Consider the following 26,203-nt stretch of genomic DNA (forward strand, 5'->3'; position numbering starts at 1 on the left):
TTGTTACGACGAGAAACTGCAGAAGTTAGGAGGGAGAATGATAGAAATCAAACATATTACCAAGACGTACGGTGGCAAGAAAAATGCTTTCGTGGCGCTAGATGATGTTAATATCGAGATCGCGGATGGGGCGAGTGTGGCAATTTTAGGCAAATCTGGTTCGGGGAAATCGACGCTGATGCACGCAATTTCGGGGTTGGATAAGCCTGAGCAGGGCGAAGTGTTGGTTGATGGCGAGGATATTTTGCGCCTCAAGACGCGGGCAACGGATAGGTTCCGCGCTGAGAAGATAGGCTTTATTTTTCAGAGTTTTTTCGTCGAGGGTGGTGAAACGTGTTATGACAATGTCAGTTTGTCGCTGGAGACTGCTGGCGTCCCTCGTGCTCAGCGCAAGCGGCGCATCGAGTCGGCATTAAAAGCGGTTGATTTGACTGATAAGACCAAGGTGCGTGCTAAACATCTCTCTGGTGGGCAAAAGCAGCGCCTGGCGATCGCCCGGGCTATTGCCGGTGAACCAGCGATTTTGTTCGCTGATGAGCCAACTGGCAATCTTGACTCGGCAACATCGGCGATGATTGAAGATCTGTTATTTGAGTATCAAAAACAGCACGGCGCAACCTTGATTATCGTGACGCATGATGAAGATTTAGCGAAACGATGTGAGCGGATTATTCGCATCAAAGATGGTCGAATTGAATCTGATTCGGCGATTGAAGACGCGATTCGGATCGCTCAAGGTAAAACGGTGGCCTCGGGGGCTCATCGTCATGCCGCTACGGTGACAATTGCCGCCGCAGCCCCTCTGCCTGAGCCAAAGAAGCCTCGTCGTCAGGCGAAACAGTCAAGAGCCACGAAACCTATCAAAAAGGAGGCGAAAAAATGAAAACGCTAGATATCGTACGCCGTGCTGGGCGAAATCTGCGGCGAGCGAAAATACGCACCTTGCTCACTAGCGTTGCCATCGCAGTGGGTGGCTTTGCGATTACCGCCAGTTTGATGGCGGGCGAAGGGGCCAGGCAGTATGTTGATCGGATTATTAGTAGCAATTTTAATCCTCAAAGATTGATGATTGGTAAGGCCGGCGAGACATTCACTGGTCGCAGCAGTAAGTCACTTAAAGAATATAAGCCGAATACTGGCGCGCGTCGTGGCGGGGAAGTCGAGCTATTAACTCTTGACGATATGGCGAAACTGAAGGCGCGCAGTGACTTGAAAGATGTGACGCCGCTATATCAATTGAACCCAAAATATCTGACGTTTAGTGCCAAGTCTGATAAAAAGTACACGGGCGAGGTAGCGATGCGCGATAACGGTATTCGCGTTGAGACAGTAGCGGGCAAGGCGATGTCTAAGGGTACTCAGTTGGGGGATAATGAAGTGATAATACCAGAGTCCTACCTTGAGGAACTGGGAATCTCTGCCGATAAGATTATTGGTAGTAAGCTGACGCTTACTGTCGAGCAAATACCGCAGAAAGTCAGTGAAGAGGATATTGCCAAGGCGTATCGGCAGCGCGGCGAGGCTGGCGTGCGTGAACTAACAAGTAGTAAGTTGAAGCACAAAGAGCTGACCATTGTGGCGGTATCAAAGAAATCGCCGGAGCAAGCGACGAATACACCAAATACCTATGTCAGCCCAGAGACTGCCAAGGAGCTGACTGAATTTGCGACGCTCGGTACGCCGCAGTACCAAAAGTACATTACTGCTTCAGCAACGGTGGCTGACGGTAAAAAGCCCGAAGACGTCAAGAAAGCTCTTAAAGATGAGTTGAACCTATCAGCGGTAACTTCAAAAGATATCCAGGAGCTGCTCTTTACGTTTGTAAACTTGCTGCAGTGGATTGTGTTTGGATTTGGTGTATTAGCGTTGGTGGTGAGCATCTTTGGTATTGTCAATACACAGTACATTTCGGTGCTGGAGCGGACGCAACAAATTGGGCTGATGAAGGCACTTGGTGCTAGTCGGCGTGATGTTGCTAGGCTGTTTCGCTATGAGGCGGCGTGGGTCGGCTTTTTGGGCGGTGCACTTGGGGTGCTTGGCGCGTGGGGAATTGGTGAGCTGTGTAACCCAATGATCTCCGGGGTGCTTAATTTGGGGGAACATTCGCTCTTGATATTTATACCAATTAGCGGTCTCGTCATTGTTGTCGGGCTGATGCTGGTAGCAATTATTGCGGGATTCTTGCCGAGCCGCAAAGCGGCGAAGCTTGACCCAATTGAGGCGCTGCGTACGGAATGACTGGCTCATACTACTTAATTATAGCTGACCTGTCGTAATTACCCGCGATTTTTGATAAAAATTATGGCTTTTAGAATGTGCTCATGCTATAATCGTGCTAAATAGGCGTATAGCAAGATCAAATAGGGGATATAATACAATATGAACGAGCGCTCAGATAAAACATATGCGAGTCGTAAACTGGTAATATGTTTATTTATCGTCACGATACTGATTATTCTACTGCTGTGGTGGTGGCCGTGGGGCGGCGGTAATCGCTTTTACAAGGGGGTTCGTCCAGATCAGATTAGCCTACGCCAAAGCAATGGCAAGGTACAGTGGCAGTTTATGGATGGCGACTGGCAGGATATTGTCTCTCTTTCTGAGTTGCGAGGTGATAAGGGTGAGAAAGGCGACAAGGGTGACAAAGGTGACACTGGTGAGGCCGGAGCTGCTGGTAAAGACGGTAAAAACGGCGTAAGTACAGGACAGCGTGGAGCTAACGGTCGGGATGGAGCGAATGGTAAAAACGGTGCGACCGGGCCAAAGGGCGATACCGGTGCTCAGGGTCCAGCTGGTCCACGGGGCCAAAAAGGCGACAAGGGCGAGAAGGGCGATGCCGGCCAACAAGGCCAAAAGGGTGATGCTGGTAACGATGGGCGAGAGATTGAGTTACAGAAAACCGCGTTGTATATCCAGTGGCGCTACAGGGGTGATGCTACGTGGAACAACCTCATTGCATTATCTGATTTGAAGGGTCCGAAGGGCGATAAGGGTGATACCGGTCCACAAGGTCCCGCTGGCCCGCAAGGTGCAGCAGGGTCTCAAGGTGCAACCGGTGCACAAGGTTCTCAGGGGCCTGCTGGTCCACAAGGCCCGAAGGGCGACACTGGCCCTGCCGGCCCACAGGGCCCAGCTGGTCCTCAAGGCCAAAAAGGTGAGAAGGGTGAAAAAGGTAATGATGGTCCACAAGGTCCTGCAGGTCCTCAGGGAGCCAAAGGTGATACCGGTCCGGTAGGTCCAGTCGGTCCCGCTGGCCCGCAAGGACTCAAAGGCGCTAAAGGTGATACCGGAGCGACAGGTGCTCAAGGCCAAAAAGGCGACAAAGGTGATACTGGCCCAGTAGGTCCTCAGGGCCTGCCCGGCCCCCAGGGTATACCAGGTGTCAAGGGGGATAAAGGTCCTATCGGTCCACAGGGCGCTAAAGGTGAGACTGGCCCAGCGGGTCCACAGGGCGCTAAGGGTGAGAAAGGCGAGCCAGGAGCCAAGGGCGACACTGGCCCTGCCGGCCCGCAAGGAGCTAAGGGAGATGCCGGTGCACCTGGAGCTAAAGGCCCGAAGGGCGACGCTGGTCCTCAAGGACAAAAAGGTGATAAAGGTGAAAAGGGCGAAGCTGGTGCAAATGCAACAGTTAATGTGACGAATAGTACTCAGCCATGTTCGACCGGCCTTACTGTCACGGGCAGTGGTACGCCGAATATTGGACTGACATTTACCGGATCAAATATTCCGGCCGGTGGGTCAATTGGTCAGGTACTGATGAAAAAGTAGGCGGCAGATTGTGATGTTGCGTGGAGGAGCTTGCCGCAAGAAACGATGTTTGCCGGCTCGATCGGTGTCGGTAATGGTAATATCGTGGCGGTAAATGTTAACGCTGACACTTATACAGCTATTCCGATGACAACGATCACCACGAATACCGGCGGTGGTACCTGGGATCCGGTGAATCACACGTATACTATTCCAAGTGATGGTGTGTACTTCATTCGTTCCAGTATTCGTACCGTTGACAACTCGCCAGTGCGTAATATTTACCAAATTGTTAATGATGTGAACGGTGATCGTCCAGAGGGCGCATGGTCATCTAACCAAGCCGGTGTTCGTCGTTCGACACTGCCGTATTCACGGATGATGCGAGCCACAGCTGGTACCAAGCTAAAGTTGATCGTCGTATCAGACCTCCAGAGTGTGCAACTCAGCGACGCAAGCCTGACAATTACCAAGCTTTCAAACTAATCAAGTTAGCGAGATAAATTATCGTATATCTGCTACAATGAAACCATGTTAGATATTCGCTTTATTCGAGATAACGCCGAAGCAGTGCAGGCTGCGGCGAAACACAAGGGGTGCGACGTGTCTATTGCGACATTGTTGCAATTAGATGACGAGCGTCGAGAGGCGCAGCGGCAGGTTGATGAGTTGCGCCAGCAGCGTAATGAGATTGCTGCTAAAATGAAGGGCGGCAAGCCCGAGCCGGGTCTGATTGAGCAGGGCAAGGCCATTAAGGCCAAGCTGAGCGGGCTCGAGACTCGGCTGAGCGAGGTCGAAGAGTGCTACATGACACTACTCAAGCAAGTCCCTAATATGCCGCACGCCGACGTGCCAGTTGGTCTGAGTGAGGATGAAAACGTTGAAGTAAAGGTCGTCGGTGATATTCCAGCCTTTGATTTTATGCCGAAAAATCACTACGAAATTGCCGAGGCGAAGGGCTGGCTTGACAAAGAGCGTGCTGCCAAGGTTGCTGGCGCTCGCTTTGCCTATATCATGGGTGATTTGGTGTTGTTGCAACAGGCGATTATCCAGTTTGTGATCACATCTCTCACTAACCCAGCGGTGATCAAGGAGATCGCCGAAAAGGCTGGCCTTGGTGTCAATACAAAACCATTCATCCCAGTGCTGCCGCCATTGATGATCCGTACCGAGCCCTATGATCAGATGGATCGTCTCCAGCCGAGTGATGATCGATACAAAATTGAAGGCGAGGAACTGTGGCTACAGGGGAGCGCTGAGCATGTGCTCGGTAGTATGCATGCGGGTGAGATTTTTGATGCGAAACAGTTACCACTTCGATACCTGGGCTTTGCAACCAGCTTCCGCAAAGAAGCAGGGACGTACGGCAAGGATATGGAGGGGCTGATCCGGATGCACCAGTTTGATAAGCTCGAGATGGAGAGCTTCACCGAGGCGAAGGATAGTTATAACGAGCACCTGCTATTTATCGCGATTCAAGAGTGGCTTTTGGCTCAGCTCAAGCTACCGTACCATGTCCTGATGAAATGCACCGCTGATATTGGTAAACCAAATGCGCGCGGTGTTGATATGGAAGTATGGTTACCGGGTCAGGGCAAGTACCGCGAGACGCATACTGCTGACTATATGACTGACTATCAGGCGCGTCGTTTGATGACGCGGGTGCGCACGGACAACGGAGTTGAATTGATCCACACGAATGATGCGACGGCCTTTGCGCTGGGGCGCTGCATGGTGGCGATTATTGAGAATTATCAGACCGCAGAGGGTGATGTCATGGTGCCAGAAGCACTTCGCCCGTATATGAATGGCCGCGAGATGATATAATGGAGTCTAGGAGGGTATGTGGCACTGACGAACGATGACAAGCAATGGATCAAGGGCGCGATCGCTGATGGCGTGGTCGAAAGCAGACTACAGGCACTGACAAACGACATTAAAGAGATATATGATGTTATTTACGGCAAGCCGAACAAATCGTTTATGAGCGCCAGCTTTGCCAAAATGTCATCGAAAGAAAAGCTGCTCGTGATTAACGAAGAATTACTAAAAATGGCGAAGGATGCGGGTGTTGTCTTGCCGCGCTAACGTATACATAAAAGGAGGAACTATGATCAAAGATATTACCATTACTGGCGTCAAATACGAATTGACGGACACCACAAAGAAATACGTTGAGCGCAAAATCGGTGCACTGGGTAAGTACTTGCCGCGGCATGCCCGCAAGAGCGCGACTGCTGATGTAAAGATCAAGCAGATCGATAATCCTGGTGGCAACAAGTACGAGGTTGAAGTAATTATCAATGTACCAGACAAGAAAATCACCGCTAAAGATTCGACGATGAACGTGCTGGCGGCCGTCGATATCGTTGAAGCAAAGCTGAACGGGCAGCTGCGTAAATATAAGGATGATGTGCTGACACACGTTGGCAGCAGCCGCGGCGTGCTGGCACGGTTCAAGCGCGGTTTCCAGCGCGAGCAGTAGGGGATTTAATTAACCCCTTTAATTTTCCAGCCCTGCACGGTATAATTGTATACAGTTTTTGAAAATGCCTGAAAGTGAGGGAGTTTTGAGTTTATGGCAATGACACAACAAAAGGCGCTGAGTAAGATTTTTGGCGATCCGCAGAAGAAGATTTTGAAGCGGCTGCAGAAGCAAGTTGACGTAATTAACGGTCTGTCTGAAAAGTATGAAAAAATGTCGGACAAAGAGCTGCAGGCGCAGACAGAGGCGCTGAAAAAGCGTCTGACGAAAAAGAATGTAACACTGGATACGATTTTGCCGGATGCCTTTGCGGTGGTGCGCGAAGCCGCCAAGCGTGTCATCGGTGAGCGTCCGTACGATGTCCAGCTGATCGGTGGTATGGTGCTACATGAAGGAAATGTCGCCGAAATGAAGACTGGTGAAGGTAAGACCTTGGTGGCGACACTGCCGACGTACCTCAATGCGCTAGAGGAAAAGGGCGTCCACGTGGTGACTGTCAACGACTATCTGGCGCAGCGCGACGCTGGCTGGATGGGTCAGGTGTATGACTTTTTAGGCTTGACAACTGGCGTGATTATCAACGAGGCGTCATTTGTTTATGATAAAGATTACGACAATGAGCATCACGACGATCCGCGTATGCGTAAGCTCCGTCCGGTCACCCGTAAAGAAGCCTACACTGCCGATATCACCTACGGTACCAACAACGAATTTGGCTTTGACTATCTGCGTGACAACATGGTTAACGACATGGATTTGCTCAGGCAGCGCGAGCTGAACTTTGCTATCGTTGACGAGGTGGACTCAATCCTGATCGACGAAGCGCGGACGCCGCTGATCATCTCAGCGCCAGCAGCAGAGAACCCAGATAATTATTACACATTCGCCAAAGTTGCCAGCAAATTAGTGCCAGATGACTATGTTTTGGACGAAAAGCGCCGCAGCGTGGCCTTGACCGACGAGGGTGTGGAGAAAGTCCAAAAACTGCTGGGAATAAAAAATTTGTACACGCCAGACCATGTGCGCAGCGTTTATCACATGGATCAGGCGCTGCGAGCACAAACATTGTTCAAGCGAGATAAAGATTACGTGGTAACCAATGACGGCGAGGTGATCATCGTCGATGAGCACACCGGTCGTTTGATGCAAGGACGCCGCTACAACGAAGGTCTGCACCAGGCCATTGAGGCCAAAGAGAATGTGCCGGTGCTAGAAGAAAGCATGACGCTGGCCACCGTGTCGTTCCAGAATTATTTCCGTTTGTACAATAAACTGAGCGGCATGACCGGTACGGCATTCACCGAGGCGGAAGAGTTTCAACAAATTTATTCACTGGACGTCATCCAAATTCCGCCGAACAAGCCAGTGATTCGCGACGACAAAGAAGACCTGATTTTCAAGACCGAAAAGGGCAAGCTGAAGGCGGTGGCTGAAGCTATCAAAGATTATCATAAGCAAGGCCGGCCGGTGTTGGTTGGCTCTGGCTCGATTGCCAAGAACGAGCAGATCGCCAAATATCTGGAAAAAGAAGGCATCAAGTTTGAGATTCTAAACGCCAAGAATAATGAGCGTGAGGCGGCTATCATTGAGAAGGCTGGTGAAAAGGGTGCGATTACACTAGCGACAAACATTGCCGGACGCGGTACCGACATTAAATTGGGCAGGGGCGTCAAGGAATTGGGCGGCCTGGTAGTGATCGGCTCGGAGCGGCACGAGTCGCGCCGCATTGACAATCAGCTGCGCGGTCGTGGCGGTCGTCAGGGTGATCCAGGCGAGACGCAGTTCTACGTGTCGACCGAAGATGATTTGATGCGAATTTTCCAGGGTGAGCGCATCGCGGCGCTGATGGACCGGCTGGGTGTGGATGAAGATACGCCGATTCAAAACCGCGCCGTATCGAAAACTTTGGAAGCAGCCCAGAAGCGCGTCGAGGGCTACAATTTCGATACGCGCAAAAATGTTGTTCAGTACGACAACGTGATTAATCGTCACCGCCGTGTGGTCTACACGATGCGGCGAAAAATCCTTGAAGGCGACAATATCCAGCCGGAAATTGAGCGACTGTTGCGAGACAGAGTCAAAGAATTAGTGACGCTACCGACAAAAAACAACCCGAAGTTTATCGAGGAATTTACGTCGGCCTTTCCGGTCGATGAGGCGGCCGTGCGCAAGGTTGGCCGCGAGAAAAAAGACCGTCCACGCCTCCAAAAAGCCCTGAAACTAGCACACCAGGCCTACCGGGAAAAAGATGAAGAAATCGGTACTGAAGAGTTGCGCGGTGTGGAGCGCGAGGTGTATATGGCGGTGCTCGACACCCTGTGGATGCAGCACCTGGAGAACATGCAGCATCTACGCGAAGGGATTCACTGGCGCAGCGTTGGGCAGCGCGATCCATTGGTAGAATACCGGGCGGAGTCACAAAAATTGTTCACCAGCCTTCAGGAAAATCTGCGTAACGAAGTTCTGAACACAATTTTTCATATTCATAAATCCGACGCGGTAATTCGCCAGTCACAGGATGATGAGTATGACACCGAGCTAACGCGCCTAGCCGAAAGCGCAGTTGAGCGTGGCGTTAATGAAGTTGGTACGGGCGAGGAAAATCGTGACGGTGACTTTTCGGTGAAAAAGGGTAAATCAAACGCCGAGTCGAACCGCGCCAAGAACCAAGCACGCAAGAAGAAAAAAGCGCAGCGCCAAAACCGCAAAAAGAACCGCAAATAAATCTAAAACCGGTGGGCAGAGAGCGACAGACAGATGAAACATACGGTCAAAGAAATAAAATTGAAAAATGGTGCGAAAGGCCTGTTCATTGACGTGCCGGACGCGACGGTGATGAGCTTTCAGGTGCAGTTTCGGGCGGGCAATCGCTATGTCCGCGACAAGGACATCTACGAGACGGCGCACATCATGGAGCACATGGCGTTTGGGGCGAATGAGAAGTTTCGTTCGGAGCACGCGTATGAGCAGGAGTTTACCAAGAATGGCGCCTATCATAATGCGTTCACCTCTGATTATTCAATGGTGTATGAGGCCGCCTGCGCGGATTTTGAATGGGATCGGATTTTGGATTTACAGCGGCTGGCGATCACTACACCGCGCTTTAACGCCGAGGAATTAGAAGCTGAGAAGGGTAATGTTCGGAGCGAGCTGACCGGCTATCTCAATAACCACAACCGCGTGATGTGGCCGCGGGTGCAGCAAGCGCTGGGCGAGGATATTTTGACATATAATCAGCGGCTGAAAACGATTGACGCGATCACGCTAAAGGATATCAAGGAGCATCATTGGCGGACACATACCCTCAACAATATGCGGTTTGTGGTGGCGGGCAAGTTGACCGGGCGGATGGCGACGATTCGTGAATCGCTGGAGCAGTGGCAGCTAGAGCCGGGCGAGCGGTTTGCTATCCCGCACGATAACCTGTCGAGTGCCGCACCGATTTTTATCCGCCGCAAGGAGGCCTCGAATCTGACATTTGGCTGGTCGATGAATCTGCCGCGCGAGCTGAGCGATGAGGATTCTGACGCTATGGGCTGCTTGAATCATATCTTGACCGGGACGATGAGCTCGCGGATTTTCGGGGCGGCGCGCAAGAAGGGGCTGGCTTACGGCGTGTTCAGCGACACCTCGGTCGGGTTTTATGATTCGGCCTGGGACTTTGGCGGCCAGGTCAACCTCGAGACGGCAGAGGCGCTGTTCGATATCATTGTGCGCGAACTGCGTCGGGTGCTGAACGGGACGATCACCTCGGAGGACATCGAGAATGCCAAGTCGTATGCGCTGGGCCGCTATCAGATGGGGGCACAAACGGTGGCACAGGTCAGCAATTTTTATACCGGGCGTTATTTTGCTGATGATTTCGTCAAGGATTACGAGGGCGTACCGACAGCAATTTTGGCGGTGACCGCTGATCAGATCGTTCGGGTGGCACGAGAGTTTTTTGCAGCAAATACCTGGGTGCTTGCTGGCGTGAGTGGCGGCGATAAAGAACTGCTCGGGCGACTGCAGGAGAAGCTTGAGGGGTTGTTTGGGTAGGAAGCATAGGAGAGGAGGCAAGACATGGGTAAGGGTAATACGAGCGAGACATGTGGACATATCATATCGACTCAGGGGGAAAGGACTGATATTGATCCAGTAATGTCGGAGCGGGAGCGGGCGGAGCTGCTCGGGCGGATGATTGCTGATCAGGAGCGTAGTGATGCGGCTGCTGAAACACTAGAGCGGGATATTGATAAGGGCCGCATACTAGAGGGTCGAAATGTGTTGGCACTCGTCAGTACGATCTATCGTGAAGTGCGTGATCTGCGCAGGAGTATTATAAATGGCTCGCGGCCTATCGATCCTTCCGCTGTTCATCTTGTGGCGAGTATGCCCCTTGATTATACCGACAATCTCAACAATAGGCATAGGGATGATGCGATTTGTTTATATGAAGTATGCAAGGCAACTGAGACTAATAGGAATTCGTTGCGTCCAAAGGATGAGGAGGAACTTATCGAAATCCATATGAAAAAGCGGCTTCAGCCGTATATCGACTCTGGGCTTATTCCCGAGAGTATTATCATTGAAGCGCATACAGTTAAACCGTCCTATGACGATCGGCTTCCGGTGCTTCCATATGGCTCGGTAATTTTTAGGGCTAACGTATATCCACGACAAATTGATGAAGGAGTTGAGGAGGAGGCCGTTAGTGATAGTGATGCAGTGTTGCGAGGGATAGGCGAACACGCGATTCGGAGTGATGCTCCGCAGCATAGTACCGCTGGTTCTGAAAAGTTAACTCCAGAGAACGATGAGGTTATTTTACAGCCAGATGACCTCGCTATATTGCATTGGTGCTCCAAAATTGCTGAGTTTGCACGAGTTGTACGCCAGCGCGCCCTGGAGGATCGGCAGAAAGGGGATGGAATATACCCTAGTGTTGCCAGCCAAGAACGGGCTATATTTATTAATCAAAACAGCGATGACAAAAACCCAACAGTTCCATCCCGGTTCCCGCGCAGGCCTTTGCTACGCTATGATTTTGTGCCGCAGGTTACTGGTGACTATATCGTCGACTTTATCCGAGACGATCTTTTGCATCGCCTTCAACCCCATATAGATTCCGGATTAATCCCTCCAGTTGCTGTTAACGTGGAGCTATGTCGGCATAAAGCGGAATCGTATGTGGTTGCCCGAGTTAGTTTTGATGCTCTTAGTAAAGAGTGGGGCAAGAAGCTGCAGGAGAGAGATGTAGCCAATTCAGCGCTAGATGTTCCAATATCTCGAAGTTCTTGATGGTATAATAGAAACTATGAAGATCGTTATCGCTGGCTATGGCCTTGAGGGTATATCAAGTTTGAGATATTTTCAGCGGGTTTTTCCTGATGCTGAGTTTGTCATTGCTGACCAGAAGGTGGTTGAAGATGCGCCGGATGGCGTGGCAGTGCGGACTGGTGAGTCGGTGTTCGCCGAGCAGCTGCAGGACGCCGATATGGTGGTGCGAGCACCGGGTGTGCCACCGCGGCTGCTCAAAACGTCGGGCAGAATATGGTCGGCGACCAATGAGTTTTTTGACAAATGTCCAGCGCCGATTATTGGCGTGACGGGGACGAAAGGCAAGGGTACGACCTGCAGTCTAATCGCGGCGATCTTGCGGGCGGCCGGTCAGACGGTGCATCTGGTTGGGAACATCGGTGTGCCGGCACTGGACGCGCTGCCAAGCATCACAAAGGATGACTTCATTGTGTACGAACTATCAAGTTTTCAGCTGTGGGATCTCGAAAAATCGCCGACCATTGCCGTGGTATTGATGATTGAGCCGGATCATTTGGAGGTACATACGGATTTTGCTGAGTACCTCGACGCCAAAAAAAATATTCATCGTCACCAACAGGATAGTATATGTTTATATCACCCAACGAATAAATACTCACGGGAGGTAGCCACCGCGCCGCTTGATAGGCCATTGTATGGGTGTGACTGTGAGACATGTAGCGAATACTGCGGAGATGATGAGTTAAATTTCGCGCACCGCTATGCTATCCCCGATGAGGATCAGGTGTATGTTCGGGATGGCTACTTTTGTGTGCAAGATCGGCGGATTTGTCGCACTGATCATTTACGGCTGCCGGGCGCGCACAACCTCGAGAACGCCTGTGCGGCGATGAGCGCGGTGACAGAACTGCCGATCACAGTGACCGACGAGCAGTACGCGGCTGGACTAGAGAGTTTTACGGGATTGCCACATCGATTAAAATTCGTTGCTGAGAAAAACGGCGTGAAGTATTACGATGACAGTATCGCTACTACGCCGGGCAGTGCTATCGCGGCGCTGCGGGCGTTTGAAGCGCCGAAAGTGCTGATCGTCGGCGGGTACGACAAGGGGGCGGATTATGATGAAATGGCCACGGAGATTGCCAAACAAACGGTGCGAGCGGTGATCATTATCGGGGCAAATGCGGCGAAGATTGAACAGTCGCTGCGCCAAGCATCGGTCGCGGCAACGATAGTAGTGCTCGGCCAGACAACGATGGTGGACGCTGTTGCCCAAGCCGGTCAATTATCTCGCCCGGGCGATGTTGTCATCCTCAGCCCTGCGGCTGCTAGCTTTGGCATGTTCAAGAATTACGTCGACCGTGGCGAGCAATTTGTGGCGGCGGTGGAGAAGTTGTAGGTGCTTCGACAGTATTTTATCATTACACTACATGCGATTCTCACACTGGCGGCATACACTGCCTGGTCGTGGCTTGATTATAGAATAGTCATAGTTTTGGCGGTGCTACATTTCATAATACTTGAAATTTTACAGGGGTGTCCACTGTCGCACATGCAATTTTCCGGAGACAAAGAGCAGCGATTTTATGAGTGGTGGTTGGCGAAATTAGGGGTAACAATGTCCTCACGATGTCGAGAGAAGATGAGAGTATTTATGCGCTACGGGTTGCCGGTACTCATTATTATTTTGGCAGTTATGCTGCAGGTGGTACTGAAAATACGGGTATGGATCACGCTATAGTGTCTTGATATACCTCAGGCTTCAACACTCCGATATACGGTAGGTTTCGGTATTGTTGGCGGAAATCCAAGCCGTAGCCGACGACGAATTCGTTAGGGACGGACAGGCCGACGTAATCGGCGGTGACGTTGGCGATACGCCGTTCGGGTTTGTCGAGTAGTGAGCAGACTTTGACCGAGGCCGCGCCGCGACCGGCGAATAATTCTAGCAATTTTTCTAGCGTTCGGCCGGTATCGACGATGTCCTCGACCAACAAAACATGCCGCCCAGTAACGTCGCTGTCGATGTCCTTGAGGACGGTGACCGCGCCGGATGATTCAGTCGCGTCGCCGTAGCTAGAGACGTCAATGAAATCGATTTCCAGATAGCAATCCATGGCGCGTATCAGATCGATCATGAACGGCGCCGCACCGCGCAGTACGCCGATGACCAGCGGATTCTTGTCGCGGTATTCACTGGTTAGCTCCTGGCCCAGCCGCGCCACCGCGTCATTAATTTGTTCAGTAGTTACGAGGATGGTAGCGATATCTTGATTCATAGGGGTAGTATAACATGTTTTGTGTTGATAGAGGGGGTGATTATGGATATGCTTGCGAAAGGCTGGAGCTAAGGATATACTGGCGGAAAAGATAAGATGGAGTTTGTTGTGGAGAAAATAGATGCTGACGGGTGGAGGTTTAGTGATATTCAGGACCTAAAGAGCCATCTGGTAGATGTATTAGATGGTGTAGATCAAGAATTACTAGATAGTATACGGCGTATTGATAGCCCTAGTCAACTTGGGATAGTTATTGCAGCAGTTAAAGACTGCTTGGAAGGAAGACGAAAGCGTATTGAAGAGTGCAAGGAATTTATAACAGAGACACAGGAGAAAATAATACCCTATTTATCGTGGGTAATCTATGCAGAGGATAAGATTAATGAAATGGTCAAAGAACGCAGGGCATTCTTAAAGACCAATAAAATAATAGGCAAATATTTGTCCGATCTTCGTAATGCGCAGACTATTGAGAAGTAGTCTTATGTTTAGCTGAAAAAATGTATGTTAATATCTGCTAAAATATATCCATGCAGCCACTCAAAAAACGCATTCAAACCCTGCGATCGGAAGTAGAACAGGCCAAGGCGGCGCTGGATTTTGCGGCGTTGGAGCAGGAGATGGCGGCGCTGGACGAGCGGCTTAATCAGCCGGAGATTTGGCATAATCCGGACGAGGCGCAGGCCTTGGCGAAAAAGGCAGCCAGCTTGCGCCAGACAGTTGAGCCGTGGCAGACGCTCGGGGTGCAGTTAGCAGATATCGCTGAGTTGATGGAGCTCGGCGATGATGATTTGCTGCCGGAGTTTGAGGCGCAGATAGCGGCATTAGAGCAAGAATTTACCCAGCGCAAGACTGATTTATTATTCAGCGGCCCATATGATAACCGCGAGGCAGTGGTGCGGATTTCGGCTGGCGTAGGCGGGCTGGATGCTCAGGATTTCGCGGCCATGCTGGAGCGGATGTATCTGCGCTGGGCGGAGAAGTCAGGGATGAAGGCTGACACATTGGAGCGCTCGACCAATGATGATGCCGGGATAAAGACGACGGTGCTGGAGATTTCTGGGCCGTTTGCCTATGGAAAATTGCGCTCAGAAAATGGCGTGCATCGGCTGGTGCGCCTCAGTCCGTTTAATGCTGACAATTTGCGCCAGACTAGCTTTGCACTGGTGGAGGTGCTGCCAAAAATTGATACACCGGATGAAATTGCGATTGACCCGAGTGATCTGAGGATTGATGTGTATCGCTCGGGCGGTAAGGGCGGCCAGGGCGTGAATACCACTGACTCGGCGGTGCGGGTGACGCACGTGCCGACGGGCATTACCGTGGCGATCCAGAATGAGCGCTCGCAGATCCAAAATAAAGAAACGGCGCTGAAGATTTTGCGATCCAAGTTGCTGGCAATGAAGCTGGAGCAGCACGCCGAAACCCTGTCTGATCTCAGAGCCGGCGAGTCGGCCAACTGGGGCAGCCAGATCAGAAACTATGTATTGCATCCGTACACACTGGTCAAGGATACGCGCACCAAGCACGAGAACCGTAACGCCCAAGGGGTGCTGGATGGGGATATTGATGAGTTTATGGCGGCTTATTTACGCGAGTCGCGCGGCTGACGAAAGACAGCAATGGTGATCATCACGGCAAAGGCGATGAGGCTGATGACCATGACGGATAAGAAATGTACACCAAACGGCCAAGTGGTTTGCCTGACGAGAACGTCGATCGGATATTTTCGATTGGTGTCATCGCCGATGATGTAATAGAGCCACGCGCATGTACCTACCAGAAAGCACACCATGGCGAGGCTGTACCATACCAATGCTGACGTGTGGCGTGCGAGCCATCGACTTTTATCGGTAATCGCCTTGGCTTGCCAGCGATTGGTATTGATAAGCGTATAAAGCGGCAAGGTGAGACAGCCGATAGCGAGGAGCAGTCCAGTCGCAGTGTACATGATATATACGAAAATACCGCTGTGTTGTGCTATGTCTTGTAGTAGCGTGACGTGGGGTGTGAGGAATAGGCATATAAGCGTGGCGCCAAGCGATATGACCATAAGTAGCGCCAATAGTCGCAAACCAATCTCCAGTATCCTATAGGTGCACCGTACAGGTTGCGCTGACTCATCAGGTGATTGCCCCACGAGCTGTCGTAGCCCACGTCCGAGGTAATATATACCCCAGACGATGCTAACAAACAGGAGTAAGCCGCCGACCAGGAAGAGTGGCCAGCGTAAAGCATTGGCAGTTTGTCCAGGAGCCTCGCAGCATGACCAGGTGTCTTGCGGTCGCGCCGCATCAAATGTATCTGGCAGGAATGGCGCGCTGATATTACTGATAATTATTAATCCGACTCCGATGATACTGAGGGCGATAAACATGATACTGAGACGATTGAGTAATGTAGCTGAAGTTTTCATATGTCTAGTGTAGCATGGTTCGTCGCGCTAATTCGCGCCATCGTAAAAAATCTGCTATACTAATGTCAATGATTTTGTTAGATAGGGTTACCAAAACATATGGCAAGGACAACAAGCCGGCCTTGAACCGGGTGAGTGTTCACGTCAAGCCTGGCGAGTTTGTGATTTTGGTTGGGACGTCCGGTGCGGGGAAATCGACGCTACTCAAGCTGCTGACCCGCGAGGAAAAGCCGACTGGTGGCAAGATTGTCGTCGGCGGGATTGATTATGATACGCTCAAGGACAAGCATATTCCGCTGCTACGGCGCAAGATTGGCGTGGTGTTTCAGGATTTCAAGCTGCTACCGAATCGGACGGTGTTTGAGAATGTGGCTTTTGCGCTGGAGATTGCCGGTATGACCAACCGCGAGATCAAATCGACAGTGCCAAAGGTGATCGAGCTGGTGGGACTGAAGGGCAAGGAAAAGAATTTCCCGCATCAGCTGTCCGGCGGTGAGCGCCAGCGGGTGGCAATTGCCAGGGCGGTGGTGCGCCAGCCAAAGATTTTGATCGCGGACGAGCCGACTGGTAACCTCGACCCCAAGCACAGCTGGGATATTGTGCGCTTGCTGGAAAAAATTAACAAATACGGCACCACGGTGCTGCTGACCACGCATAATGTCGATATTGTGAATAAGCTCAAACGCCGGGTGATCACCATTGATCATGGTAAAATCACCTCTGATCAAGCCAAGGGGAGTTACAAACAATGACCGATATCTCACGTAAAGCCGCCGCCAAGGCGCGCGTCGATCCCAAAGTCCTCAAGCGCACGCGGCAGCGTCGCCGTCGGGTGCTGACGTTCTGGCGAATGTGCCGGTATGGCATCAATAATTTTAGCCGTAACACCTGGCTGACGATTGCGGCGACTGCGGTGATGGCGGTGACGCTGCTCATTATTGCCGTTACTATGGCTGCTCGCCAGGTGCTGGTTGACTCGGTCGATACAATTTCGCGCAAGTCCGATATGTCGATTTTCCTCAAAGGTTCAACCGAGCAAAAGGTGATCGACGAGCTGACATCGCGCCTGAGCAAGCTCCAGAATGTCGAAAAGGTGACGTATATCTCGGCAGAGCAGGCGCGTCAGGAGCAAATCGAGAAGTATAAGAATGATCCAGCAACTCTCGAGGCGATCAAGGAATCAAGTAACGAAATGCCAGCATCGCTTCGGGCTTCGCTCAAGGATTTAAACGATCAGCGGGCACTGGTTGAGTTTACGAAAAACGACGAGCTGTATAAGAAGCACAAAGACCCGACCAAAGAGCCGTCGTTCATCGGCGATCGACGTGAGGCGATCAACGCCATCGGTGATTGGGTGCGGTTTGCCAGTATCGCCGGCTCGATCGCTACGGTGGTGTTCGTGGTGATTTCGTCACTGGTGGTGTTTAACACCATCAGGATGGCAATTTTTAACCGTAAAGACGAGATCCAGATGATGAAGCTGATCGGCGCTGATCGTGGATTTATTCGCGGGCCGTTTATCGTCGAGGCAGTTATGTATGGATTTATCGCGGCACTGGTGGCCTCAGGAGTCGGGTATCTGTTGTTGTTCTCGGCGCATGACAAGCTGGCGGTGCGGCTGCCGATGGATAATTTGATGAATATTGGCACGACGTATGCCGGGCTGGTAGTGCTGGCGATGATTATGATTGGTGCGGTGATCGGTATCGTCTCATCATTGGTCGCGACGCGTAAATACTTAAAATTATAAGTTATTTTGTCGCTGACCTCTGAATATGTAATGAACCAAGACGCTTGACGTCTATATGTCGCTTGTGCTAAAATAAAAGGTAATGAAGATAAGGTCCACCACACCAGTTTCAACATCACGGGCCACACGGGCAGCTCTCGTGGCGGTTAGTGCTGTTGTTTTGGGCGCTGGCGTATTCCAGCTCAGCCCACACGTATTTGCACGTGACTATGATGCAGAAATTGATGCCCTCAACCGACAGGCACAGCAGGCGCAAAACGAGGCTAATCGTCTCGGGACGATGGCAGCGACGCTGGAGGAAGAGCTGGGGCGCATTAACGCCCAGATTGATTCGATCCGAACAGAAATTGCCAAGAGTCAGCAAAAGCATAATGCACTGGTCGCGGAGATTACCAAGAATAAGTTGGCAATTGAGAAAAGCCGTAAGGTCATGGGCAAAATCTTGTCAGATATTTACCTTGATGATCAGATTTCGCCGCTTGAGATGCTGGCGAGCTCCAAGTCGATTGGTGATTATGTTGATAAGCAGGAGCAACGTAGTAGCTTGCGATCATCACTGAACGACAAGATCAAGGAGATCAAGGCGCTGCAGGCTAAATTAGAAGAGAATAAAAAGTCAGTCGAGAATGTGCTCAAAGACCAGAAAGCTCAGCAGACGCAACTAGCGTCCAAGCAAGCAGAGCAAGCCAAGCTGGTTAATGACACCAAGAACGACCAAAATGCCTACGCGGCCCTGGCGACGCAGCGGAATAATCAAGCGGCGAAACTACGCGAAGAGCAGGCGGCGGCTAACCGGCGAGCGCTTGGCGGGGTATCAATTCCGGGTGGTATCCCGGGCGGTGGCGGCTATCCAGGTGCCTGGGCAAATGCACCATTAGATGCCTACGTCGATCCATGGGGTCTATATACGCGTGAATGCGTGAGCTATGTGGCCTGGAAGATCCATAGCACTGGTCGGTTTGTGCCAAACTTTGGTGGTGCGGGTAACGCTAACCAATGGCCATCAACAGCGGCGCGATATGGTATCCAGAGCGGTTCGACACCAAAGGCTGGCGCAGCAGCGGTTATGAATGTTGGCTATTATGGACACGTGATGTACGTCGAGTCGGTTAATGGTGACGGCACGATTACGGTCAGTGACTATAACTTAGCGTGGGACGGTCTGTATCGGAGGTATACGCGTTCAGCTTCGGGCCTAACCTACGTGTATTTTTAATAGCACGATGAGTCAATAAAGCCCTCGCATCAGCGGGGGTTTTTGTGTACAATAGATATATGACAGAGCAACGGAGGGTAGGAACGCGGGCTCGCTTGTTTTTGGGCGGGCTGCTGATCGCGATTGTGAGTTTTGCGGCCGGGACGCGGTCGGATCTGATCGTGGCGCAGGTCGGGTCGCTGTTTGGTCTCAGAACAGCAACGGGGTCGCTGGATTTATCAGCGGTGCAGCGCGTGTACCGTGAGCTAAAGGCTCATTATGACGGTAATTTGGATGAGCAAGCACTTACGCGTGGGGCGGCGCGCGGTATGGTGGCGGCGACGGGCGATCCGCACACGGCGTACATGGATCCGGATGAAGCCAAGGAGTTTGAGAAGAGCTTGTCGGGCAATATTGGTGGCGGTATCGGGGCGGAAATTGCCAAGCGGCATAACGTGCCGACGATCATCCGGCCGCTAAAGAATAGCCCAGCCGAAAAGGCGGGCGTCAAAGCTGGTGATGCCATCGTCAAGGTCAATGACACGGTGGTGACTAATATGCCGGTTGATCAAGTGGTGCAGCGTATTCGTGGCGACGTTGGCACGACGGTCAAGTTGGTGCTGTCGCGTGGCGGCGAGCGTAAAGATATAACGGTGACACGCGAGGAGGTCGTCGCGCCGGCTGCCGAGTGGAAGGTTGATGGTGAGATTGGTATTTTGACGGTCAGTCGCTTTAATGATGACACCGGCAAGCAAGCGCGCCAAGCCGCCGAGGAGTTTCGCTCGGCAGGTGTTAGGAAAGTCATCCTCGACCTTCGAGGAAATCCTGGCGGTACGGTGGCGGCCGCACAGGCGTTAGCGGGGTTGTGGCTCAATCATGAGGTGGTAATGACCCAACGGCGCGGTGAGCAGGTTATCTCGACGGAGAAATCGACCGGCCAGCCGCTTCTCGGTGATATCAAGACGGTTGTGTTGATTAACGGTGGTAGTGCCAGCGCCAGCGAGATCGTGGCGGGGGCGCTCAAGGATCACGGCAAGGCGACGCTGGTTGGCGAAAAAACTTATGGCAAGGGCAGTGTGCAGCGGCCGATTGATCTCGCGGATGGCTCGGTTCTAAAAGTGACCGAGGCGCGCTGGTATACGCCGCATGGCAAGAATATTGACAAGTCGGGTATCGAGCCAGATATTAAGGTCGAGATGACGGCTGGGGCGGCAGATAATGGACGCGATCCACAATTGGAAAAAGCAAAGAGTGTATAGGCTCAAAAAGGGAGGGTAACGATATGCAACACAGGAAAAAAATACTATTGGTTGAAGACGATACAGCACTGGCGGCAGTCTATCGGTCGCGGCTGGAGCTGGAGGGCTTTGAGATTCGTGAGGTGCATAATGGTGAGGACGCGCTGTCGGCAACGGTGGCGTTTCGGCCGGATCTGATCGTACTGGATGCTATGATGCCGAAAATTAGCGGCTTTGACGTGCTCGATATCCTGCGCAATACGCCAGAAACGACCAACGTGCGGGTGATCATGCTGACGGCGCTGAGCCAGCAAAAAGATCGAGAGCGGGCGGAGGCGCTGGGCGTAGATGAATATCTCGTCAAGTCACAGGTGGTGATCGGCGACGTGGTAGCGCGAGTAAAGCATCATTTGGGTGTGTCGTAGTTGCTTGGAGAAATTAGCCGCTCAAATACTACTAGCGTAGCGGGATAGGCAGCTAAATGAACGGGTGTAATCAAATGGGTGCAATCTGGACGCCGGGATAGCAGGTCATAGAATAGTGCTGACTAGCCGACGCAAACCTGGGTTCGTCGCTCGGTTTTGCCAGTGAACCTGGTTTTCTTGACTCGCTTAAAGGTGACGACACCGGACTTAGCAGCGTGGATGGTGTAGTTGCGGCTCATGTATGCACCTGCACCAGCGACTTTCGTGGCGCCCGTTTGGCGGACGAGTACCTCACCGGCGTTGACTTTTTGGCCGCCGAAACGCTTGACGCCGAGGCGTTGGCCAGGGTTGTTGTGGATGTTTTTACTTGAGCCACCAGCTTTGACTTTTGACATTGAAACTCCTTAAATTTTCTAAACCTAATCCGTACCAGTATAAGTGACGGCTGATAAAAAGTCAAGGGGCTTTACTTGATTAGGCGGGTGTTATATAACTAGGGGCTATGAACGAGCAGAATATGACGGAAAGAAAACCTGGGTTGGGCGAGTTGGTAAATAGAAGAACGCTACTACTGGGTGTCTTGGGTACTGTTGGCGCAGTGGTATTCGGTGGTGCTGCGTACGAATCTCAAGAGAAGCCTCGTGACGGAGAGGCACTCCAAGCATTGCACGCGGTACAGACGGCGGCGGCAGAGGTTGCTGAGCGCGGCGTCAATGGCCAGACAACCTCAGAAGAGACGATCGCAGCGATGATGCAGCGTGAGAGTGGTGCAATGGTAAAGATTGAGGTGGCGCTTTCCGAGCCGCTGGCGCACTATGCTACGGGTGAGGGGTCGCATGCGTCAGCTGGAGCGAATATGGTGGATGGACTATTGAGCCAGATTGGGCGAGAGATGTTTGCCAGTAAAGATCAACAGATGACGACGGAAATGGCGAACCAGGCGCGGCCGACATTGGCATTTTTGCTTGTGGCGTTGAATCAACGGCGGATCGGTCTGGGTGCTAGGGATCTACTGGCGATGTGTCAGCAGTATCATCAGGAGGCGATCACTCCTTCTGCGGCCGAGCAAGCAGCAGAGGCGCGTCAAGCACAGCTTGATCTTTTGGAAAAGAAATTGGTGGGTCGTTTGGGACAGCTCGCAGACTATGATCCGGCGTTACGGCTTAACCGTCCGGTGCTCGGCTAGTCCGCAGGATCAGTAGCTCGCGGGCGACGACCTGGTCGGGGCGGCGATAGATGAGCGGGATGTGGTTGAGTTGGTGATAGCCAAGTTTTTGGAGGTTTTTTATTAGCGGCAGATGAGTGGCCCGGCCGGATGCGTCGTACCACGCTGGCACGGCGATGCATAGCGGCGTGTTTGGAGCTAGCTGCGGACGGATATTAGTGAGGAAGCCGGTGATAATGTGATTACAGTTGCCGGCAACTTCTGCTAGTTTTTGAGGCGCGGGCGGTGCGGAAAAGGGCTGTCCGAGGTAAGTTTCGCAGACAACGGCAGTGAGGTGCGTGCTGTTTGGCCAGTGGTGCGTGGTGGCGTCGGCTTGATGAATGTCAATGACGTTGCCGGGTGCGGTGAACGTTGATTGTAGCCACGACAGGTTCTCAGTGGTGTAATCAACCATTTTTTGGCTGAGGTCGGTGCCGACGACGTCGTAGCCAGCAAGCAGGGCTTCTTGCAGGACGGTGCCAGTGCCGCAGAAGGGGTCGAGGATTGTCACGGCAGCTTGGCTTCCAGCCGTCTCCTCCAAGTCGAATGCATCCGGCAACGCCGTCCGCAGAACCATCGACTTATCGGAGAGGCTGGAATCCGAGCTTGTCACAGAATTGTCGTGTGGTCTTTGACGGGTCAGCGATCCAGCACCCAGCGCCAAATTTAGCATAATCTGCGCCAGTTTGGGCGGCAGCATGCCAACGAAGGCGTCGCGCCTAGGGCGATGGCGGTCGCGGCGGGTGTAGGCGGTGATGTTTTGGACGCCGCGGCTCTCGGCAATGATCAGGCGGCCGCCGGTCGTTTTGACGAGAAGTAGCTCGACTTTATACGGCGAACCACCGAGCTTATTATTGTGTGCGGTGGCAGTGGAGAGGGCGGGCTGATCGTTGGGGATGAGGCGGAGGCTGGTGCCAGATTTTTTGAGGGATGATTTGAGGATGAGGCCGGTTTTTTGGATATCACGGGCGGCAACGGCTAGGTTATAAGCGCTGAGACCGAGGGTGATTTTATGCGGCGAGTGCGCCCACTTGGCTTGATAATGCTGGGTGATGAAGCGCGAAGCGGCGAGGAGCGAGGTTTTATCGGTGCGGCTGGCTGGTAGCTCGGTGATCACTTCGGCGTATTTAATGGTGCCGCCCAAGGTGGTAATATCAAATTGAGATGTTTGAACTTCGGCAAACTGCTGGCTGATGCGATTGACACAGTCTGCGCCAAACACCGCCGCAAGTTCGGCGAGCGAGATCTCTGGCTGGCGGCCAAGCAGGGTGATGTACATGGTTTGATTATAGCAAAAACTGCGTGATATAATGGGCGATATGGTGTCGAAAGGGATACGGCAACTTTTGGAAGCATGTAAGTCACCACGGACGATCATGAGCCTCGTGACGTTGGCAGTGCTGGTGCTGATTATTTTTCTGTCGCGGGCGGAATTGGTACGAGCGTGGGAGCTGCTCGGCCGGGCGAATATCTGGCTATTGATGTTGCTGCTACCGTTTCAAATTATCGTCTATTTCGCGGGCGGCGAGATGATTTTTGCCTATCTTCGCGACAAAAAACTGATCGGGCATATCTCGCGGTTTGAGCAGACGCGAATTGCGCTGGAACTGAATCTGGTTAATCACATTTTCCCGTCAGGCGGCGTCAGCGGTATTTCCTACACGACGTGGCGAATGCACAAGCTCGGTGTCAGCTCAGCGCGCTCGACGTTTGCTCAGGTGATACGTTACGTGACGGGCTTTTTGTCGCTGATGGTGCTGCTGATCCTAGCGGTATTAATCTTGTCAATTGACGGGCAGGTCAATCGCTACATCGTAACGTCAAGTTTCTTCCTCGTGCTAGTGGTGCTGGCGCTAACATTTGGGCTGATTTTTATGTTCTCGTCGCGAAAGCGGATGCACAACACGGCGGTGCGGGTGTCGCGGCTAATCAACGCGGTAGTGCGCTGGGCGACACTGGGCAAGATCAAGCGGCTGCTGGTTTCGACGAAAATTGAGGCGTTTTTTGCCGAGATGCATGATGATTTCGTGGAACTGTCGGAGCATCGAGGCCTACTCATCAAGCCGCTGGTCTGGGGTGCGATTTATGCCATTTTCGATGTGCTGATGTTCATCGTAGCCTTTTGGGCGCTAGGCGTATCGGTTAATCCAGCGGTGCTGATCATCGGCTACGGCGTGGCGGGACTGGCGAGCCTGGTGGCCTTTACGCCGGGTGGTGCGGGTGTGTACGAAGCGATTATGATCGTTTTTCTCAGCATGACCGGTGTAGCGCCGGACGTGGCGATCGCTGGAATTGTGCTGACGCGTGTGATCTTGCTTGCAGGGACGATTATCTTTGGGTATATATTTTATCAGCACGCGTTGATCAAGTACGGGCAGCCAGATGACGACGATAGCGCCGCGGTTTAGTGTCAGCGGCTTTGTAGCGGTTGTCAATCAAGTGCTGGAGACGGCTGTCCCGGTCGTCGAGGTTGAAGGCGAGGTTGCTGAGTTCGCGGTGCGTCAGCAAAAGTTTGTCTTTTTTACCCTCAAGGACAATGAGAGCGCGGTCAATTGTTTCATGATGTCCTGGCAACTCAGGACGCCGATCGAGGAAGGGATGCGCGTGATGGTGCAGGCCTCAGCCAAGCTAACCGCCAAGGGTAAGTTTAGCCTAACGGTACAGGAGGTCAAGCCGCTGGGTGCGGGTCACCTCAAGCGCAGCGCCGAGTTGCTCAAGGCGAAACTGGCGGGCGAAGGGCTGTTTGATACGGAACGGAAGCGTCCCTTGCCGCCATATCCTGTTCGCGTGGCGGTCATTTCTAGTACCCAGGCGGCGGGCTACGCGGATTTTATGAAAATTGCCGGTGAGCGCTGGGGCGGGGTGCAGTTTATCGTCGCTCATGTTAAGGTTCAGGGCGACGGCGCGGCCGATCAGGCGGTGCGGGCGATTGCCCATTGTAATCAGCTGGCGGAGCCGCCGGAGGTGATTGTGCTGATTCGCGGCGGCGGTAGCGCGGAGGACCTCGCGAGCTTTAATGACGAACACTTGGTGCGAGCGGTGGCTGGCAGCCGCGTGCCAGTGCTGACTGGTATCGGGCACGAGGTTGACGAAAGTTTGTGCGATCTGGCGGCTGATCGACGGGCGGCCACGCCGAGTAATGCCGCGCAGCTGCTATTTCCGGATAAATACGAGGTGAGGCGGCAGTTAGCGTTGCGGCTGGGCAGCGTGGCGGAGGTAATTCAGCGGCAGATTACGGAGCAACGCCTTCACGTAACAATGTTGCAACAAGCAGCGCTCGAACAGTGGTCGCACCGCGTTGACATTGCTAAAAATATGGTATTGTCGCAACAACGAATGATTGCTGAGTACGACCCAGAGATGGCGCTGCGGCGCGGTTACGCGATGATCAGCGGCGATCGTCAAATTGGTAGTATTGTGAAGATTACAACAAAAGATAAGATCATGAAAGCGAGGATTGAGAGTAGTGAGCAGCGATAAAACAAACGAAAAAACGATTGAGCAGATGATGGCGGAGCTGAACGAGCGCATCGCGTGGTTTCAGAGCGATGATTTTAATCTAGACGAGGCCAAGCAGCGGTTTATTGAGGCGCGGCAGCTGGCGAAAGACATTACGGCGGCGCTGGACGGCATGCAGCACGAAATTACAGTGCTCAGCGAGGATTTTAGCGCGTGATATGGCTCGTGTGGCTTGGCGGAGCGATTCTGATGATCTTTGCACTGCCAGCACTGATCGGTGCGCCGTATGTGCCGTCACGGTCGCGCGAAGTGCAGCGGCTGTTTGCTGAGGCGCTGCCGCTCGGTAAAGGCGACGTGGTGCTTGATATCGGGTCGGGCGACGGTGTGGTGCTGATGGCAGCAGCCCGGCAGGGCGCGCGGGCGATTGGCTATGAGATTAATCCGTTCCTGGTGCTAATATCGCGCTGGCGGCTGCGCAAACTACCGAGCGCCCGAGTGCACTGGGCGAACATCTGGCGGCAGCCGGTGCTCGACAAGGTGACAGTGATGTATGCCTTTGGCGATAGTCGCGATATTGCAAAAATGTTTCAGCTGGCCAGGCGCCAAACTGCCGCCCAGACCGAGCCGTTGACTTTCGTGAGCTACGGATTTTCTGTCCCCGGTACGCAGCCGACAAAAGAATACCACGGCTATTTTCTCTATCGGCTGCCGGGAGGCTTTACATCGCCCGAAGCATAAGCTATACT

General features: G+C 52.6%; 28 protein-coding genes. 24 read left to right on the plus strand and 4 right to left on the minus strand.

Going from position 1 to position 26,203, the window contains the following annotated elements:
* Positions 1–37 precede the first annotated feature (37 nt).
* The 12 genes from FBF28_01075 to FBF28_01130 all read left to right on the plus strand — a co-directional run bounded on the left by FBF28_01075 (position 38) and on the right by FBF28_01130 (position 13,232).
* Complete coding sequence (locus tag FBF28_01075; protein ID QJU08160.1) at positions 38–883, plus strand: ABC transporter ATP-binding protein; 846 nt, start codon at positions 38–40, stop codon at positions 881–883.
* A complete protein-coding gene (locus FBF28_01080; protein ID QJU08161.1) occupies positions 880–2,238 on the plus strand; it encodes an ABC transporter permease in 1,359 nt (452 codons plus the stop codon). Before FBF28_01075 ends, FBF28_01080 begins: the two co-directional genes overlap by 4 nt.
* A gap of 141 nt (positions 2,239–2,379) precedes the next feature.
* Entirely contained in the window at positions 2,380–3,768 is a 1,389-nt protein-coding gene (locus FBF28_01085; protein QJU08162.1) for a hypothetical protein, read from the plus strand.
* Between the two features lie 30 nt (positions 3,769–3,798).
* The gene (locus FBF28_01090) at positions 3,799–4,233 is read left to right on the plus strand and encodes a hypothetical protein (protein ID QJU08163.1); all 435 of its coding nucleotides are present in this window, start codon (positions 3,799–3,801) and stop codon (positions 4,231–4,233) included.
* 45 nt (positions 4,234–4,278) lie between these two features.
* Positions 4,279–5,574 (plus strand): serine--tRNA ligase, encoded by a 1,296-nt coding sequence (serS, locus tag FBF28_01095; GenBank protein QJU08164.1) that lies wholly within the window; start codon positions 4,279–4,281, stop codon positions 5,572–5,574.
* An 18-nt stretch (positions 5,575–5,592) separates the two neighbouring features.
* Complete coding sequence (locus tag FBF28_01100) at positions 5,593–5,835, plus strand: hypothetical protein (GenBank protein QJU08165.1); 243 nt, start codon at positions 5,593–5,595, stop codon at positions 5,833–5,835.
* Entirely contained in the window at positions 5,810–6,232 is a 423-nt protein-coding gene (gene raiA / locus FBF28_01105) for a ribosome-associated translation inhibitor RaiA (GenBank protein QJU08166.1), read from the plus strand. Before FBF28_01100 ends, raiA begins: the two co-directional genes overlap by 26 nt.
* Before the next feature lie 99 nt (positions 6,233–6,331).
* Positions 6,332–8,956: a preprotein translocase subunit SecA gene (secA, locus tag FBF28_01110; GenBank protein ID QJU08801.1), complete on the plus strand. Its 2,625-nt coding sequence runs from the start codon at positions 6,332–6,334 to the stop codon at positions 8,954–8,956.
* 33 nt (positions 8,957–8,989) lie between these two features.
* The gene (locus FBF28_01115) at positions 8,990–10,270 is read left to right on the plus strand and encodes an insulinase family protein (protein QJU08167.1); all 1,281 of its coding nucleotides are present in this window, start codon (positions 8,990–8,992) and stop codon (positions 10,268–10,270) included.
* A gap of 24 nt (positions 10,271–10,294) precedes the next feature.
* Positions 10,295–11,512 carry a hypothetical protein gene (locus FBF28_01120; GenBank protein QJU08168.1) on the plus strand — a complete coding sequence of 406 codons (1,218 nt, stop codon included), beginning with the start codon at positions 10,295–10,297 and terminating at the stop codon, positions 11,510–11,512.
* On the plus strand, positions 11,487–12,890 hold the full coding sequence (gene murD / locus FBF28_01125) for a UDP-N-acetylmuramoyl-L-alanine--D-glutamate ligase (GenBank protein ID QJU08169.1): 1,404 nt from the start codon (positions 11,487–11,489) through the stop codon (positions 12,888–12,890). The genes FBF28_01120 and murD overlap by 26 nt, the downstream gene beginning before the upstream one ends.
* A 153-nt stretch (positions 12,891–13,043) precedes the next feature.
* Positions 13,044–13,232 carry a hypothetical protein gene (locus tag FBF28_01130; GenBank protein ID QJU08170.1) on the plus strand — a complete coding sequence of 63 codons (189 nt, stop codon included), beginning with the start codon at positions 13,044–13,046 and terminating at the stop codon, positions 13,230–13,232.
* On the opposite strand, the gene hpt is transcribed toward FBF28_01130, so the two are convergent.
* Positions 13,222–13,770, minus strand: coding sequence for a hypoxanthine phosphoribosyltransferase (hpt, locus tag FBF28_01135; protein ID QJU08171.1), 549 nt, complete (start codon positions 13,768–13,770; stop codon positions 13,222–13,224). The genes FBF28_01130 and hpt overlap by 11 nt on opposite strands.
* Positions 13,771–13,878: 108 nt before the next feature.
* Between hpt and FBF28_01140 the strand changes: the two genes are divergently transcribed.
* The gene (locus FBF28_01140) at positions 13,879–14,250 is read left to right on the plus strand and encodes a hypothetical protein (GenBank protein ID QJU08172.1); all 372 of its coding nucleotides are present in this window, start codon (positions 13,879–13,881) and stop codon (positions 14,248–14,250) included.
* Between the two features lie 50 nt (positions 14,251–14,300).
* The gene (locus tag FBF28_01145) at positions 14,301–15,380 is read left to right on the plus strand and encodes a peptide chain release factor 2 (GenBank protein QJU08173.1); all 1,080 of its coding nucleotides are present in this window, start codon (positions 14,301–14,303) and stop codon (positions 15,378–15,380) included.
* Here FBF28_01145 and FBF28_01150 read toward each other — a convergent pair.
* The gene (locus tag FBF28_01150) at positions 15,356–16,186 is read right to left on the minus strand and encodes a hypothetical protein (GenBank protein ID QJU08174.1); all 831 of its coding nucleotides are present in this window, start codon (positions 16,184–16,186) and stop codon (positions 15,356–15,358) included. The two genes, FBF28_01145 and FBF28_01150, sit on opposite strands and share 25 nt — an antisense overlap.
* Positions 16,187–16,248: 62 nt before the next feature.
* Between FBF28_01150 and ftsE the strand changes: the two genes are divergently transcribed.
* The 5 genes from ftsE to FBF28_01175 all read left to right on the plus strand — a co-directional run bounded on the left by ftsE (position 16,249) and on the right by FBF28_01175 (position 20,794).
* Positions 16,249–16,938, plus strand: a complete 690-nt coding sequence (gene ftsE / locus FBF28_01155; protein ID QJU08175.1) for a cell division ATP-binding protein FtsE — start codon at positions 16,249–16,251, stop codon at positions 16,936–16,938.
* The gene (locus FBF28_01160; protein ID QJU08176.1) at positions 16,935–17,936 is read left to right on the plus strand and encodes an FtsX-like permease family protein; all 1,002 of its coding nucleotides are present in this window, start codon (positions 16,935–16,937) and stop codon (positions 17,934–17,936) included. The genes ftsE and FBF28_01160 overlap by 4 nt, the downstream gene beginning before the upstream one ends.
* A gap of 82 nt (positions 17,937–18,018) precedes the next feature.
* Positions 18,019–19,152 carry a CHAP domain-containing protein gene (locus FBF28_01165; protein ID QJU08177.1) on the plus strand — a complete coding sequence of 378 codons (1,134 nt, stop codon included), beginning with the start codon at positions 18,019–18,021 and terminating at the stop codon, positions 19,150–19,152.
* Between the two features lie 59 nt (positions 19,153–19,211).
* Complete coding sequence (locus tag FBF28_01170) at positions 19,212–20,390, plus strand: S41 family peptidase (GenBank protein ID QJU08178.1); 1,179 nt, start codon at positions 19,212–19,214, stop codon at positions 20,388–20,390.
* A gap of 23 nt (positions 20,391–20,413) precedes the next feature.
* Entirely contained in the window at positions 20,414–20,794 is a 381-nt protein-coding gene (locus FBF28_01175; GenBank protein ID QJU08179.1) for a response regulator, read from the plus strand.
* A 122-nt stretch (positions 20,795–20,916) separates the two neighbouring features.
* On the opposite strand, the gene FBF28_01180 is transcribed toward FBF28_01175, so the two are convergent.
* Entirely contained in the window at positions 20,917–21,189 is a 273-nt protein-coding gene (locus FBF28_01180) for a 50S ribosomal protein L27 (protein ID QJU08180.1), read from the minus strand.
* A gap of 107 nt (positions 21,190–21,296) precedes the next feature.
* Between FBF28_01180 and FBF28_01185 the strand changes: the two genes are divergently transcribed.
* Complete coding sequence (locus FBF28_01185) at positions 21,297–21,980, plus strand: hypothetical protein (GenBank protein QJU08181.1); 684 nt, start codon at positions 21,297–21,299, stop codon at positions 21,978–21,980.
* On the opposite strand, the gene FBF28_01190 is transcribed toward FBF28_01185, so the two are convergent.
* Positions 21,958–23,376 (minus strand): methyltransferase domain-containing protein, encoded by a 1,419-nt coding sequence (locus FBF28_01190; protein QJU08182.1) that lies wholly within the window; start codon positions 23,374–23,376, stop codon positions 21,958–21,960. The genes FBF28_01185 and FBF28_01190 overlap by 23 nt on opposite strands.
* On the opposite strand from FBF28_01190, the gene FBF28_01195 reads away from it, so the two are divergent.
* From FBF28_01195 to FBF28_01210, 4 genes are read left to right on the plus strand one after another with little or no spacing between them, the layout of a single operon-like run.
* Positions 23,309–24,406 (plus strand): flippase-like domain-containing protein, encoded by a 1,098-nt coding sequence (locus FBF28_01195; protein ID QJU08183.1) that lies wholly within the window; start codon positions 23,309–23,311, stop codon positions 24,404–24,406. The genes FBF28_01190 and FBF28_01195 overlap by 68 nt on opposite strands.
* A complete protein-coding gene (gene xseA, locus FBF28_01200) occupies positions 24,381–25,478 on the plus strand; it encodes an exodeoxyribonuclease VII large subunit (GenBank protein ID QJU08184.1) in 1,098 nt (365 codons plus the stop codon). The genes FBF28_01195 and xseA overlap by 26 nt, the downstream gene beginning before the upstream one ends.
* Positions 25,465–25,674 carry a hypothetical protein gene (locus tag FBF28_01205; protein ID QJU08185.1) on the plus strand — a complete coding sequence of 70 codons (210 nt, stop codon included), beginning with the start codon at positions 25,465–25,467 and terminating at the stop codon, positions 25,672–25,674. Before xseA ends, FBF28_01205 begins: the two co-directional genes overlap by 14 nt.
* A 32-nt stretch (positions 25,675–25,706) precedes the next feature.
* Positions 25,707–26,195 carry a hypothetical protein gene (locus FBF28_01210; GenBank protein QJU08186.1) on the plus strand — a complete coding sequence of 163 codons (489 nt, stop codon included), beginning with the start codon at positions 25,707–25,709 and terminating at the stop codon, positions 26,193–26,195.
* The last annotated feature ends 8 nt before the right edge of the window (positions 26,196–26,203 follow it).

This window comes from Candidatus Saccharibacteria bacterium oral taxon 488 (assembly GCA_013099195.1).
GTDB lineage: Bacteria > Patescibacteriota > Saccharimonadia > Saccharimonadales > Saccharimonadaceae > Nanosynbacter.